Origin of the sequence: Enterococcus sp. AZ103 (assembly GCF_051714685.1) — a bacterium.
Taxonomy (GTDB): Bacteria; Bacillota; Bacilli; order Lactobacillales; family Enterococcaceae; genus Enterococcus_A; species Enterococcus_A alishanensis.
This window is the reverse complement of record NZ_JBIOSI010000001.1, coordinates 911227-925291: the sequence shown is the minus strand read 5'-3', so window position 1 is coordinate 925291 and position 14065 is coordinate 911227. Positions and strand designations below refer to the sequence as shown.

General features: G+C 36.4%; 16 protein-coding genes. 3 read left to right on the top strand and 13 right to left on the bottom strand.

Annotated elements, in window-relative coordinates; all coding sequences use genetic code 11:
• Positions 1-130 precede the first annotated feature (130 nt).
• Positions 131-766, bottom strand: coding sequence for a GntR family transcriptional regulator (locus ID741_RS04640; protein WP_438719220.1), 636 nt, complete (start codon positions 764-766; stop codon positions 131-133).
• Positions 767-966: 200 nt separating this feature from the next.
• On the opposite strand from ID741_RS04640, the gene ID741_RS04635 reads away from it, so the two are divergent.
• Positions 967-2148 (top strand): NupC/NupG family nucleoside CNT transporter, encoded by a 1182-nt coding sequence (locus ID741_RS04635; RefSeq protein ID WP_438719218.1) that lies wholly within the window; start codon positions 967-969, stop codon positions 2146-2148.
• 97 nt (positions 2149-2245) lie between these two features.
• Complete coding sequence (locus ID741_RS04630; RefSeq protein WP_281419034.1) at positions 2246-3022, top strand: CatB-related O-acetyltransferase; 777 nt, start codon at positions 2246-2248, stop codon at positions 3020-3022.
• Positions 3023-3102: 80 nt separating this feature from the next.
• Here ID741_RS04630 and ID741_RS04625 read toward each other — a convergent pair whose 3' ends face one another.
• The 12 genes from ID741_RS04625 to rbsR all read right to left on the bottom strand — a co-directional run bounded on the left by ID741_RS04625 (position 3103) and on the right by rbsR (position 13026).
• The gene (locus tag ID741_RS04625) at positions 3103-4059 is read right to left on the bottom strand and encodes a transketolase family protein (protein ID WP_438719216.1); all 957 of its coding nucleotides are present in this window, start codon (positions 4057-4059) and stop codon (positions 3103-3105) included.
• The gene (locus ID741_RS04620) at positions 4060-4905 is read right to left on the bottom strand and encodes a transketolase (protein WP_218326681.1); all 846 of its coding nucleotides are present in this window, start codon (positions 4903-4905) and stop codon (positions 4060-4062) included.
• 17 nt (positions 4906-4922) lie between these two features.
• Positions 4923-6287: a PTS ascorbate transporter subunit IIC gene (locus ID741_RS04615; RefSeq protein ID WP_218326682.1), complete on the bottom strand. Its 1365-nt coding sequence runs from the start codon at positions 6285-6287 to the stop codon at positions 4923-4925.
• 77 nt (positions 6288-6364) lie between these two features.
• Positions 6365-6646: a PTS sugar transporter subunit IIB gene (locus tag ID741_RS04610; protein ID WP_218326683.1), complete on the bottom strand. Its 282-nt coding sequence runs from the start codon at positions 6644-6646 to the stop codon at positions 6365-6367.
• Positions 6646-8661: a BglG family transcription antiterminator gene (locus tag ID741_RS04605; RefSeq protein WP_438719215.1), complete on the bottom strand. Its 2016-nt coding sequence runs from the start codon at positions 8659-8661 to the stop codon at positions 6646-6648. Before ID741_RS04605 ends, ID741_RS04610 begins: the two co-directional genes overlap by 1 nt.
• A 262-nt stretch (positions 8662-8923) precedes the next feature.
• Positions 8924-9232 carry a DUF5960 family protein gene (locus ID741_RS04600; protein ID WP_218326685.1) on the bottom strand — a complete coding sequence of 103 codons (309 nt, stop codon included), beginning with the start codon at positions 9230-9232 and terminating at the stop codon, positions 8924-8926.
• Between the two features lie 23 nt (positions 9233-9255).
• Positions 9256-9495 carry a hypothetical protein gene (locus tag ID741_RS04595; protein WP_438719213.1) on the bottom strand — a complete coding sequence of 80 codons (240 nt, stop codon included), beginning with the start codon at positions 9493-9495 and terminating at the stop codon, positions 9256-9258.
• Positions 9496-9498: 3 nt separating this feature from the next.
• Complete coding sequence (locus ID741_RS04590; protein ID WP_438719211.1) at positions 9499-9654, bottom strand: hypothetical protein; 156 nt, start codon at positions 9652-9654, stop codon at positions 9499-9501.
• A 57-nt stretch (positions 9655-9711) separates the two neighbouring features.
• Positions 9712-10593 carry a ribose/proton symporter RbsU gene (gene rbsU, locus ID741_RS04585; protein WP_218326688.1) on the bottom strand — a complete coding sequence of 294 codons (882 nt, stop codon included), beginning with the start codon at positions 10591-10593 and terminating at the stop codon, positions 9712-9714.
• A gap of 18 nt (positions 10594-10611) precedes the next feature.
• Positions 10612-11007: a D-ribose pyranase gene (rbsD, locus tag ID741_RS04580; RefSeq protein ID WP_438719209.1), complete on the bottom strand. Its 396-nt coding sequence runs from the start codon at positions 11005-11007 to the stop codon at positions 10612-10614.
• Positions 11008-11018: 11 nt separating this feature from the next.
• A complete protein-coding gene (gene rbsK, locus ID741_RS04575) occupies positions 11019-11927 on the bottom strand; it encodes a ribokinase (protein WP_438719208.1) in 909 nt (302 codons plus the stop codon).
• A 94-nt stretch (positions 11928-12021) separates the two neighbouring features.
• Entirely contained in the window at positions 12022-13026 is a 1005-nt protein-coding gene (rbsR, locus tag ID741_RS04570) for a ribose utilization transcriptional repressor RbsR (protein ID WP_438719207.1), read from the bottom strand.
• Between the two features lie 110 nt (positions 13027-13136).
• On the opposite strand from rbsR, the gene ID741_RS04565 reads away from it, so the two are divergent.
• Positions 13137-14054 carry an alpha/beta hydrolase gene (locus tag ID741_RS04565; RefSeq protein ID WP_438719206.1) on the top strand — a complete coding sequence of 306 codons (918 nt, stop codon included), beginning with the start codon at positions 13137-13139 and terminating at the stop codon, positions 14052-14054.
• Positions 14055-14065: the final 11 nt, after the last annotated feature.

The following is a 14065-nucleotide window of genomic DNA, read 5'->3' as shown; positions in this document are numbered from 1 at the left end:
CGAAACGATAAAAAAGTGACCATATCATACTAACATCGTGTGTTCACTTTTGTCAAAAAGAAACTTTCAAAAATTTTCATGAATAATAAAAAGACCATGAAAATACTACCTCAATTTCATGGTCTTTTGTTTATTTATCAGGATAAAACAAATTTTGCATCCGTTGGAAACCTAATTCATTGCCGACAAAAAATAAAATATTTCCAACTTCTAATTTCGCATATGGTCCCGGAGATAGCACCAAATTGTCGCCTTTTTGCAATGCGACAATAGTGGCGCCCGTCTCGTGCCAAATATTTAATTGATTGATCGTTTGACCTAAAAGTTGCGCATTTTCAGTTAAAGTGAGCTCATAAGGAACAAAGGGGGCCGAATGGTGAACCCGTTTTGTTTTGGCAACCAACTGGTTCAATTTTTGACTAATATCGTCTAGTTCGTTTCGTTGACGTTGAATACTCGACACTATTTCATTTTTGATTTCTTGAATTGATTGGACGTCTTGGTACTGTTCATAATATGCTTGTGCTTTTTCCTTGGATAAGACATAAGCACCGCTGCCATGCCGAACTTCCATAATCCCTAAATCAACTAACACATTAATTGCTTTTCGAGCTGTTTCTGGTGAAACATTAAAGTTGCTAGCTAAAGTTGAACGAGCATGGATTTTTTCTCCTACTCGATAGCGACCTTCAGCGATACGTTCAGCAATTTCAACCGCTACTTGCTGATAACGCGGTAAGGAAACTGTTTTTTTATTGGATTCCATTTGCTACATTCCTTCAAGTTATTTTTTTTAGCATAGCACAAAATTTACTAAAAGGTGATGAAAAGATTTTTATTAAAATGAATTTGTTAGTGTTTTTTTTAAGAGAAATGTCTAAAAATTAGTCGGATAATGAACTTATTATTAGTTTTTTTCCACTACATTCGCTATGCTGAATCAGGAATTTTTGAAGGAGTGAGTATATGCACTATTTTGTAGGATTAATTGGTTTTATTATAGTTTTACTGGTTGCGTTTAGCATGAGTAGTCAACGTCAAAATATAGCTTTTAAACGTGTTATTTTTATGCTGGTTTTGCAGTTTATTTTGGGTTTTATATTATTGCGGACGTCTGTTGGTACAGTAATTGTTTCGGCCTTAGCAGCAGTATTTGATGCATTATTAAAATTTGCTGCCTCAGGTGTCGCTTTTGTTTTTAGTGGGATCGCTAATAAAGGCAGTGCACCATTTTTCTTAAATGTTTTAATGCCGATTGTTTTTATTTCTGCCATCATCGGTATCTTGCGCTACATCAAAATTTTACCATTATTTATGAAGGGCGTTGGACTAGCTTTAAGTAAAATAAACGGCTTAGGTAAATTAGAATCCTATAATGGCGTGGCTTCAGCCATTTTAGGACAGTCTGAGGTTTTTATTTCGATCAAAAAAGAGCTACCTCATTTGAGTGAACAACGAATTACTACTATGAGTATTTCGGCCATGTCGACAGTTTCAATGTCAATTGTAGGTTCTTACATGGCTTTAATACAGCCTCGTTATGTTATTACTGCATTAGTTTTAAATCTTTTTGGCGGTTATATTATTTCAGCAATCGTAAATCCTTATAAACTTTCGGAAACAGAAGATTTATTAGCGATTGAAGAAGATCAAAAACAAACCTTCTTCCAAATGCTGGGAGAATACATTTTGGATGGTTTTCACGTGGCTATTACTGTTGCCGCCATGCTGATTGGTTTTGTAGCTTTGATTGCGATGATTAATTTTATTTTTGCTAAAGTAACAGGCTTAAGTTTTCAAGAGATTTTAGGCTATATTTTTGCTCCATTGGCTTTTCTCAGTGGTATTTCGTGGAATGAAGCGGTGAGTGCTGGTAGCTTAATGGCGACTAAATTAGTCACAAACGAATTTGTTGCTATGACAGAATTAGCTAAAGGCAACTTTCATTTTTCTGGCCGTACAACGGCGATTGTTTCTGTCTTTTTAGTCTCATTCGCAAATTTTTCTTCAATTGGAATTATTTCTGGTGCCATGAAAGGTTTGAACGAGGAAAAAGGCAATTTAGTCGCCAAACACGGATTGAAAATTTTATTAAGTGCTACCTTGGTTAGTTTTTTAAGCGGCATTATTACTGGATTGATTTATTAAACCATTCTCCCATATCTGGGAGAATATCTCTTACATCTAAAAATCATAGTAAAATATCTTTATAACTGATGAAAAATCAGAAAATAAGGAGTACATGATGATTAAAAAAATAAAAATAACACCTGAACTTAGGCAATTTTTATTATCAAAGAAAATTTATTTTGCAGTCAATCGTCAGGATGGTTTAGCTGATAATTGTATTTTAACCATTGATGATTCAACTATTTTAGAAAACAATTGCTTATACACAGTATCGTCTTTTGATAAAACTTTGCCTACTATCGGTACACATAGTTATTCTGCTACTATGTTTCCAACACAGTCACAAATTGGACGTTATTGCTCTATCGCCTCAGATATTTCATTTATGTCAGCTCAACATCCATTAGATCGTTTTACCACCTCGTCTGTTATGATCTCTGGTACAAGTGTGTCAGACTCTTTCGGTTTTTCTGATGCCTGTCAAATCGGTGGATTCAAACAAGTCCCGTACGATCAGCAAATGAATGATGGAATTATTCTTGGAAACGATGTTTGGTTAGGACAAGAAGTTTTGTTCAAAAAAAATATAAAGGTTGGTGATGGTGCAGTTGTTGGTGCTCGTTCAATTGTCACTAAGGATGTACCACCTTACGCTATTGTTGCAGGTTCGCCGGCAAAAATTATTCGTTATCGGTATCCCTTTAAAATTATTGAACAATTATTAATCTTAAAGTGGTGGAATTATCCTGTTTGGAAATTTTCTAGCATTACAGCTGATGAACAGATTGAATCTTTTATTGATAAATTACAACATAAGATTATTACCGGAGAAATTAGTGAATATCATCCGGAAATAGTCACGGCAGAGGATATGTCAAACTATACAGATTAAAAAACGATGAACTGAGGAAGTAATCCAAAAGTTAGTTATGCCAACTTTTAGGAAGCCTTCCACAGTTCATCGCTTCGTTTTTATTTAATAAAGTTTTTCAAACGCTCTAGCATTGTTTCAGTTGTTAAACCAAATTCTTTTTGCAAGAATTCAGGTGTACCAACTTGTCCAAAACGATTATCAACCCCGATACGTTTAAGTGGGACTGCAATACCATTTTCAGCAATTACTTCTGCTACGGCACTACCTAAACCACCAATAATCGAATGATTTTCAATCGTAATCACGCCTTTTTTACCAATCAAACGTTCCAACAATAATTCTTCATCTAAAGGTTTGATTGTAAACATATCAATCACATCTACCATTACGCCTTTATCTGCTAATTGATCAGCAATCTCTAATGCTTCTGAAACTAATTGACCAGCTGCAACGATTAAATAATCTGAGCCTTCTCGTAAAAGATTTCCTTTCCCAATTTCAAAGGTTGAACCTGCTTGATAAACATTTTTAACACCTTTACGATTACCGCGAACATAATGGACGCCAGTCATTTTGCTAAATTCTTTAATAATCCAATCTAACTGAACTTCATCAGCTCCATCACAAATCACTACATCGGGAATCGAGCGAAGTAAGGCCATATCTTCCCAAGTTGTATGCGTACCGCCATTGTGTCCAGCTGCAAAGCCAGGATCTGAACCAAAAATATTAATCGTATTTTTAGAATAAGCACCTGATAGATAAATTTGATCTAACACACGTCTGGTAGCAAATGGACCAAAGGTATGAATGAATGGCGTAAAGCCTGCTAAGTTTAAACCGGCAGCCACACCAACCATATTGGCTTCAGCAATTCCCACATTAATAAAACGATTAGGATGCGTTTTTGCGATATCAGTCCACTTACTTGCGCCACCAAGATCAGCATCTAAAGCAATTACTTGATCATTTTCAGCCATAACGTCTTTTAGAGCATCTACAACGGTTGCGCGTAGTTCTTTACCTACTTTTTTATCATCAGTTAATGTAAACATCTAGCCACGCTCCTTTGTTCTTAATACTTCTAAAGCTTCGTCCGTTGCTTTTTGAATGTCAGCATTATCAAATTTGACTGAATGATTGGCTTCCATTTCTTCGAAGAATGGTACCCCTTGACCTTTAATTGAATCCAATACGATACAAACTGCTTGATCAGTCACTGTTTTACTAGCGTTGATTGCTTCGTCAATGGCCACTAAGTCATCACCTTTAACTTTTTGTGTCGCAAAACCAAAAGCTTGCATTTTTGCTTCAATATCAAATGGATTTAGGATATCTTGGGTTGTACCATCTAATTGTTTTTTGTTTTCATCGATGATAACGATGCAATTGTTTAATTTAAAATGGGCAATGTATTGGAATGCTTCCCAACATTGACCTTCATTTAATTCGCCATCTCCGACAATTAAATAAACATAATTATCTTTTTGCTGCATTTTTAAACCAGTCGCTAATCCAGCGGCCACCGAAGTTCCTTGACCTAATGAACCGGTTGTAGCATCTACGCCAGGTGTTTTTGTGCGGTCAGGGTGAGAAGGTAATTTTGTACCTCCTTCATTTAAAGTACCCAACCAACTCTTGTCAAAAAAACCAACTGCTGAAAGAGTACTATACAATGCTGGACCCGCATGTCCTTTTGATAAAACTAAACGATCTCGATCTTCCCATTGAGGATTTTTTGGATCAAATTTCATTTGTTTACCGTATAAAACTGCTAATAAATCAGCGATTGATAACGAGCCACCGATATGACCTGCGCCAACTTTACGAATCGCTTCAATACTGTTGATGCGAATTTCAGCGGCTAAGCGCTCTAATTTGCCAAGCATTTCTTTCTCCATGCTATGATTTCCCTCCATTATTTAGCTGCTGCTTTTGTGTCTTTGCCTTTGAAAGCAATAGTTAAGCCGATTAAAACAGCTAAAACTGCAATGATTCCAGCAATTGCTGCAATTTGTCCGCCAAAGTTAGCTAAGTTTCCTAAGAAAATTCCCGTTACACCATAATCTGTATCTGAGAAGGTTGAACCTTGGAAGCCAAGATCACCCATAACAGGCATTAATAAAATCGGCATAAAGCTGATGATAATTCCGTGGATAAATGAACCGGCTAATGCGCCACGCAAACCACCAGTTGCATTTCCATAAACACCGGCTGTCGCACCACAGAAGAAATGAGGGACAACTCCTGGAATAATTACAGTTGTTCCTGCGAAGACCATGATAACTAAACTGACAATCCCACCAACGAAACTAGTTAAGAACCCAATTAATACTGCATTTGGTGCATATGGGAAAACAATTGGGCAGTCTAAGGCTGGAATAGAATTTGGTACTAATTTTTCTGAAATCCCTTTGAAAGCTGGTACGATTTCTGCCAAGATTAAACGAACACCCGCTAAGATAACAAATACACCTGCTGCAAATGAACCTGCTTGTTGTAATGAATAAATGATGTAGTTAGTGCCATCACTTAAGTTAGTCGTTATATAATCATTTCCGGCAAATAATGCCACAATCACGTAAACAACCGCCATTGTGATCGTAATACTTACAGTTGAATCTCTTAAGAAAGATAACCCTTTAGGGAAATTAATATCCTCGGTTGATTTTTCTTTGTTACCGACATATTTACCGATTAAACCACTTAATGCATAACCAAAATTACCTGTATGACCTAACGCCACAGTATCATTTTTAGTAATTTGACGGGTAAACGGTTGAGCGATTGCTGGGAAAATGGTATTGGCTAAACCTAAAGCTAAACCACCAAATAAAACTAAAGGTACTGTTCCCATACCAGTTACGCTTAAAATTACCGCAATCATACAAGCCATATATAAAGTTGCGTGACCAGTTAAATAAATGTATTTGAAACGAGTGATGCGGGCGATTAAAATATTGAAAGCCATTCCTGCTAACATAATAAGTGCTGTATACGTTCCGAATTTAGTCAAAGCTAACGCTACGATGGCTTCATTATTTGGCACAACCCCCTGCATGTTAAAAGCAGCTTGGAACATTTCACCAAATGGTGCCAACGATCCCTCAACTACACCAGCGCCGGCAGTTACTACTAAGAAACCAACAAAAGTTTTAATCCCACCTTTAACGGTTGAAGCGATATCTTTCTTTTGCAGGACATTCCCTAAAATAGCAATCAGTGCTACCAACAAAGCTGGGGTACTGGCGATATCAATTAAAATATCTAAAAATCCATTCATCTTTTTTCCTCCTAAGTTTGGTTTTTTTCCTAAAAAAATAGACTTGGGACTTCTGCCGTCTCAAGCCTACTTAATTTTTAAAGCAAGCCTTTTTCTGTTACTACTTTTTGAACTTTTTCTTTTAATTCATCCATATCGATGATGCTGTCTAAAACAACAACTTCGCCTAAATGTTGCGCGCTGTCAGCTAAATCACTAGCAACAAAGAACACATCTGCCATATCTGGTGACGCACTACCCATGTCAAAGTGAGATACTTCCACACCATCAACACCTAAATCTTTTAATACTGAATTAATATTCATTTCTACCATAAAACTTGATCCTAATCCGGACCCACAAACTGCTGCAAATTTCATTATTCATTCTCTCCTTTTGCTAAAATAGTTAGTATTTCTTCTTTTGTTTCGGCATTTAATAAAGCTTCTAAGTTTTCTTTGTCTGACAATAGTTTGGTCAAACTCGATAGTGCCCGCAGATGAGCTTCGTTATCAACAGCAGCTAAACAAACGAACAATTGAATCGCATGTTTTTCATCATCGACAAGTAAAACAGGTTCTTTGACTTTCAATAAAGACATCCCGATTTCCTTCACGCCATCTTCAGGACGAGCATGGGGTAAAGCAATACCTTTACCAATGTGAATGAAAGGTCCATATTGCTTTACCTTATCAATCATTGCGGTAATATAGCTTTCCTCAATTTTTTCTTTCTCTAATAATGGTTCTGCCGTTAAGCGAATCGCTTCTTCCCATCCTAATGGCTGATCACTGATTTGAATCATGTCTTCGGTAATTAATTCTGTTAACATAGGGCGGCGGTCCTCCTTCTTCTCAATCATTCGATTCATCTTTTTATTTAAAACCTTGTATAATTTTTCTTTGGTTACTCCTTTTTTGATTTCAATATAAGGTAGTAACGCATCCACAATTTCTTTTGCACTAGGTAGTGAAAAACCAGGAATCAATAATTCTTGTTGCACCCGATTGATCAATTGATTTTTTTCCAGTTGCGACATTAAAGGTTTAACGACATAAACTTGTTTGTTGCTTTCAATATTTATCGTCGAAAAAATCACATCGTAACTTTCTTCTGAAATACTTTGCAGCTGATCGACTGAGTTGGATGCTTTAAAATGAATCGTTGGAAACATTTTATTTAATTCTGTCTGCAAAATTAATGAAGAACTGATGCCATTAGGACAAACAATCAAGCCACGAATTTCTTCTTGAACCGCTTCCTCTTTCTGTCGAGCTACTTCACCACCAAATAAAATCGAGAAAAAGCCAACCTCTTCTTCAGGTATTTCTCTTTCTGCTAATTTTTCTAGTGGTAGCAATGCTTCTTTAGTAAAACGATAGATTTCTGCATATTCCATTTGAATATTTTCAATTAAGACATTTGGTAAATAAAACCCATTTCTGATACGAAAATATGCTGGTACCAAGTGATAAAACAAATTCATCAACAATTCGCGAAAATTTGAAAAACCAATCGCTGATAAATTTTCCATCCGATGAATGATTTCAGCCGAGCAACTTAATAATTGATCCAGTTGAATGTCTTGAATTTCGCCCTGAGTGACAGTCATCAAAATAATGGTTAAATAATCAAGCTCGTTTAAATGGGCTTGGTCAAAAAAATTTTGATAAATTTGTTCACTGGCATGATACGCAGTCAGTGAGCGCACCAATTGCCGATCGGTTAAAGGTGCTAATTGTGAATCAGCCCTTCGTTTAGCAGAAAAAGCTAAAAATACAGCAACTTCATCAATCCGACTAGGTACGATTTCTAAACCAACTAGCTGACTTTTTTCTTGAATGGTATCGCGCCAAGCAGCATAAAGACTTAAATCTTGTTGATTCAGCCAATACAGCAGGCCAAATTTACCACTGCTACTTTGTAATAAAAAGGCAACACAGTTTTTGGCAAAACGACGAATTGCTTCTTCTTCACCAGAAGCCAGAAATCCTTCTTTACGAGAATAAGTCAATGCCAATTTTTCCTTTTCCAATAGATTACGCAATTTTTTTATATCAGCAATTGCTGTCCCTTTGGAAATCTCTAGAAAGTCTTGAAAGTGAAACAACGACAATTCTTCATACTGGGAATAACTCATTAAAAATATTAAAGAGCGCCGTTCTTCCTCGCTGTAAGCTTCCATTGGTTCTTGGCTTAATAAATTTGCCCATTGTCTTGGTGTGACAGCTGGTACGAAAAATTTATCTTCTACAGTTGACTCTTGTTTAATTGGTAACTTCTTCAATTGCTGCTGAACTTCTTTGGCAGACAGGCCTGTCTGAATTTGCGCTTCGTTCAATGTAACGTAACAATTGGCTTTTTGGGATAGGAGATAACTTAATTTGTAATGCATCTCCTCACCTCCTGACGTAAGTATAAAATGGAAACGGTTGAATTTCGATGATTGTTCAGTACAAATTGCTTTTCAAAAAAACAAAAGATTGTACCGAACATAAAAATATTTAATAAATAAGAAAAATTTTCACCATAAAAATGACTGATTTATTAAATTTAAAAGCTACATCAAATGTGATTTTAGCTTATTTTCACTAACTTAAAAAGACGTTTTTTTGCACAAAAAAAAACGGACTCGTCAAAAGTCCGTCATACAATGATTATAATTGTTCTTCTGTTGCAAAATCCGTTTCATAAGGTTGTCCAGTGTAAATAAACTTGTTGGAAACAGAAGCTTCCATGTCATTTGCCACCAACTCTTTTCTAAAAGGAAAAGTAATTGTTTTACCACTAATCGTTAAATCAGCTTCCAAAACATAAGTTAATTCATCTTTTTCAGCATTATCAATTGCATTTAACTGCTTCAAAACATCATCAATCACTGCTTGCTGATCGAAATTTAATTCTTTCACTGCTTTTTTGTAATCCTCAAAAAAAGCATCTTGTCCTTCAAAATAATTTAAAATCATGGTTTTTCCTCCTAAAATATTAATTAGTTCGCTAAATCTAGTTGTCCGTCTTTGGTTTGAAACACAGGCCAACTGCCGACTAATTCTAGGCGAATCGCTGGAAGTTCATTATCTTTTAAAAGTATCAGCAAATTTTTGACCAGAGCCGCCTGATAATCCAAGTGTTCATCGGGCATCAAAATTAAATCCTGATCTAATGCTTGTTGATAGACTGCATTTTCTTGTTGCCATTTTTTTAAAATTGTTTTGACAATTCGTTCCATTTTTCACGTTAGTTTGGCTTGATTGTTTAAATTATAAGCGACTTGTCCTTCATCAAAGGCAAATGTCAAATAAACTAACGGTACTGTTGAAACAGGTTTTTTAGGCGAAACATAGAAAAATTCAGCTTCTAATAAATTGAAAGATAGTGTCAGTTCCATAGATTCCCTCTTTTCTTATGGTCATTATAGCATCATCGAAGGAAAAACTGCTGAATTTTAAATCGTGACCGTCACCGCTGCTGCAGCCAAGATTAAAAGCAGCCCGATGATCGTTACTCGCATTTCTTTTTTGGTTTTCTTTTGACCTAAGAACCAAATACCAGTCAGTGTCGCTAAGACTACCGAAGTTTGTGACAAGATAAAGCCAGTCGCCAAACCATTCATATCTGGTTGAGCTGAAATAAGATACGTCAACGCTGCAAAAGCAAAGAAGAAGCCAGAGAAAATATGTTTATATGAAACACTTTCTTTAAAAGCTGATTCTTCTTTAAAGGATAAGAAAATCGCATAAACGACTGCCACAATCACCATACCAATCGCTTGTGGTAGAAAAGCATGCATCCCATCTAAGTTAGTTGCTTGAGGTGCTGCTGAGTAAGCCCAATAACCAATTTCACCAATTAATAAAATGATGACTGCTTTTTTTAATTTACCAGCATCTGCTGAAGTCCGATCTTCTGACCAAACAGTTAAATAAGCACCCACAATAATGACTACTAAAGCCAAACCACCAATGATTTTTGCCATCATTCCCGGCCAGTCACCTAAAGCAAAAACGCCCCATAAAGAAGCACCTAACAACTGGAATGCCGTTGTAATTGGCATCGCCCGTGATGAACCTATTAACCTAAATGATTGGAACGTAATAATTTGTGCTGTTGCCCAGCCGACACCAGATAAAATTGCAAAAAATAAATCTCGACCGCCTGGAAAAGCTAGCCCTTGTACTAAGGAAAAAACCATGGCAAAAATTAAAGTTCCCAGAGTTGAACCTAAAATTTGATTAACAGGACGCCCACCGATTTTTGAAGCAATCGTGGGATAAAGTCCCCAACCTAATAACGGACCTAAGCCAATTAATATTGCTAATGTGTTCATAAATATTTCCTCCTAAATTTAAAAGACGACGCCGCTTTCCAAAATAATATTGGCAAACGGACTCATTTCTCCAGTACGAATAAAGGCATGAACTTGATGTAAATTTCTCTTCATTTCACTATGAGGAATAAAACTGATTGGCATTTCAGGCAAGCGTTCTTTGATTTGGTTTAACACAGTTGGATTTTCCGTTTTAATTTCTTCAGCCAAATAAATTCGTTGAACTTCCAATTCCCCCAAGACATTATCTAGTACATCCATAAAACTTGGAATCCCATTGGTTACTGCTAAATCAATTTTTTCAGTGGTCATTGGGACCGGCATCCCAGCATCACCAATACTTAACGTATCGAAATGACCCATTTGACTAATTACTCGTGATATATCTGAATTAATTACTTTAGTTTTTTTCATTTTTCAATCTCCTATTTCTCAATTTCGTTTTGATATGGAATTGATGGCTGTGCACCAAAGCGTTGCACAGTAATCGCTGAAGCATGGTTTCCAAAGGTAATTGCTTCGACTAAATTACTAAAATCCTTTTTCAAAATACTGCTTAAAGCGCCAATAAAAGTATCACCAGCTGCGGTGGTGTCAACTGCTTTAACTTTCATTGCTGGCACAATCCCACTTTTCCCATCAAAGTGATAAAAAGCTCCCTTGCTGCCAACAGTAATAATCACTACAGCTATCCCTAAATCGTGTAATTGATTGGCTGCTTCAGTCATGCTAGCTTCATCGGTGATAGTGATACCCGTCAAAATTTCTGTTTCCGTTTCATTTGGCACAATCATATCAGTAACTTTTAATAATTTTTCCGGTACTTTTGCCAACGCTGGAGCTGGATTTAAAATTGTTTTCACGCCAGCTGCTTGCGCGATTTCAAAAGCTTGAATAGTGCTTTCTACAGCGCTTTCAAACTGGGCAATCACGAAATCACTTGCTTCAATCAGTTCTCTTTGGGCTAGAACATCTTCCGCCGTAAAGGCATCGTTGGCACCAGAATGAATAATAATATTATTTTCTCCCGTTTCATCAACAGTAATAAAAGCTTGACCCGTCACGTGATTTTCCAAAACTTGTACCCCAGTTAATTCAATTTCTTCTTCAGACAAAAGTTCCTTCATAACAGTACCGGCTGCATCGTTGCCAATTGCACCAATAAAATTAGTTTTCGCTCCTGCACGTTTAGCTGCGACAGCTTGATTAGCGCCTTTACCACCACCGGCTGTATATAATTCTTTGGTATGAATTGTTTCTCCTGGTTTTGGCATATGGTCCACTCGTAAATTCGTATCCAAATTAATACTTCCAACTACCGTAATCGTATTCATTTTGTAAAAACCACCTTTATTTAGTTTGAATTAAAACGTTTTATTAAAACGTTTTAATTCGTTGCCAAAAATATAACACACCTTGAAAACAATTTCAAGAGAACGATTTCAAGGGTGCTGTAGATTTTCTTATTTTTAATTGTACAGGTAACATTATTTCGTCCCAGGCTTTATCTGAATGAGCAATTCTTTCTAATAATAATTGAGCAGCTGTTTCGCCAATCTTCAAAACGGGCTGAGCCACAGTTGTTAATTCAGGCGTTACATACGCCGCCATATCAATATTGTCATAACCGACAATACTATAATCGTCAGGGATTTTTTTTCCGGCTTCCTTTAAGCCATAATATAAACCAAAAGCAATCTCATCATTAATCGCAAAAATACCGGTCACTTTGCTGGCTAAAACTTTTGATACAGCCGCTTGTCCGCCGATCTTTGATAAACTGGCATCAATCACTTCCAAATTGGTTCCATAAATGGAGCGAAAACCAGCTAACCTCGTTTGGATATTTTCTGTTGCTGTTTTAGGCAACACGACCGCTACTTGCTGATGCCCTAAGTCTTTTAAATGCTGGGCGGCGATTTTTCCGCCAGTAAAATCATCCGACAAGACCGCATCACTAAATCCTTCAGCTTTTTTTTGATCCAAAACAATAAAAGGTCGATTTTTTTGACGTAAATTTTGGTTAATCGCTTCATTTGAAATGGCTGAACTGGCAATAATAAAACCATCTACGCCACGACGACTTAATTCTTCTAAATAAGCACTTTCCCGCTGATCATCAGAATCGGCATTACATAGAATCGTTACAAAATTTTCTCGATATAATATTTTTTCAATACCTGAAAGTAAAGTGCCAAAAAAAGGATTAGTAATGTCTGGGACCAAAACACCAATGGTTTTACTCTTTTTTACAATCATCCGACGGGCAAAATAATCTGGTTCATAATTTAGTGCTTTTTTGGCAGCTATAACTTTTTCCACCGTCTTAGGACTAAATTTATCATCGTTGCCATTTAATATTTGGGAAACGGTCGCAATCGAAACGCCCGATTGTTTGGCTACGTCTTTAATAGTGATTTTTTTATTAGTCATGATTTCTCCTCGCTTAAAATACTCCTTATTTTCGCATGAATATTCTTGTCTGTAAACTTGTCAAAAGATGGTATTTCTTCTATACTGCTAGAAGCATAAAGGAGTATCGAATGAAAAAAAAGATAAAAATTATTTTAATTAGTTTAGTTGCATTGATTGTTGTCGTTTTAATTGGCGCCGGAAACTACTTTTACAATTACGCTGTCGTTCCTTCAGAAAAAGATTTTTTAAGCAGCGGTAGCACTGAAGTAAGCGACTCACAAAAATGGTTTGACAATAAAGAAAATCGAACCACCTGGCAATTAAAAGCCAGCGACGGTTTAAAACTTTCAGCAATTTACTTACCAGCTGAAAATGCTAAAAAAACAGCAATTATAGCCCATGGTTATATGGGAAATGCTGAAGACATGGCTGACTATGCCAAGATGTACCATGATTTAGGCTATAATGTTTTAACCCCAGATGCTCGCGGCCATGGTAAAAGCGCAGGCGATTATATTGGCTTCGGTTGGGACGAACGAAAAGATTACCAACAGTGGATTCAACAGGTTCTGAAAAAAAATGGCGCAGATCAAGAAATTGTTCTTCACGGCATCAGCATGGGTGCCGCGACTGTCATGATGACTAGTGGCGAAAAATTACCACAGCAAGTAAAAGCATTTGTTGAGGATTGTGGTTACACTTCTACTAATGCTGAATTGAGCTATCAATTGAAAGATATGTTTAATCTACCTGCATTTCCACTAATCCCTGTGACTAGTTTAGTAACTAAAGTCAGAGCAGGCTATTTTTTTGGTGAAGCTGATGCCCTTAAACAACTGGCTAAAAATGAACGCCCAATGTTGTTTATCCATGGTGATGCAGATAAATTTGTGCCCTTTTCCATGTTAGACCAAAATTACCAAGCAACTAAAGGTCCTAAAGAAAAATATGTAGTGAAAGGCGCTGCCCATGCACAAGCCTTTTCAAAAAAACCTGAAAAATATCAAGCAACAGTTGCAGAATTTTTAACCAAATATGTCAAATAAAAAAACATTGA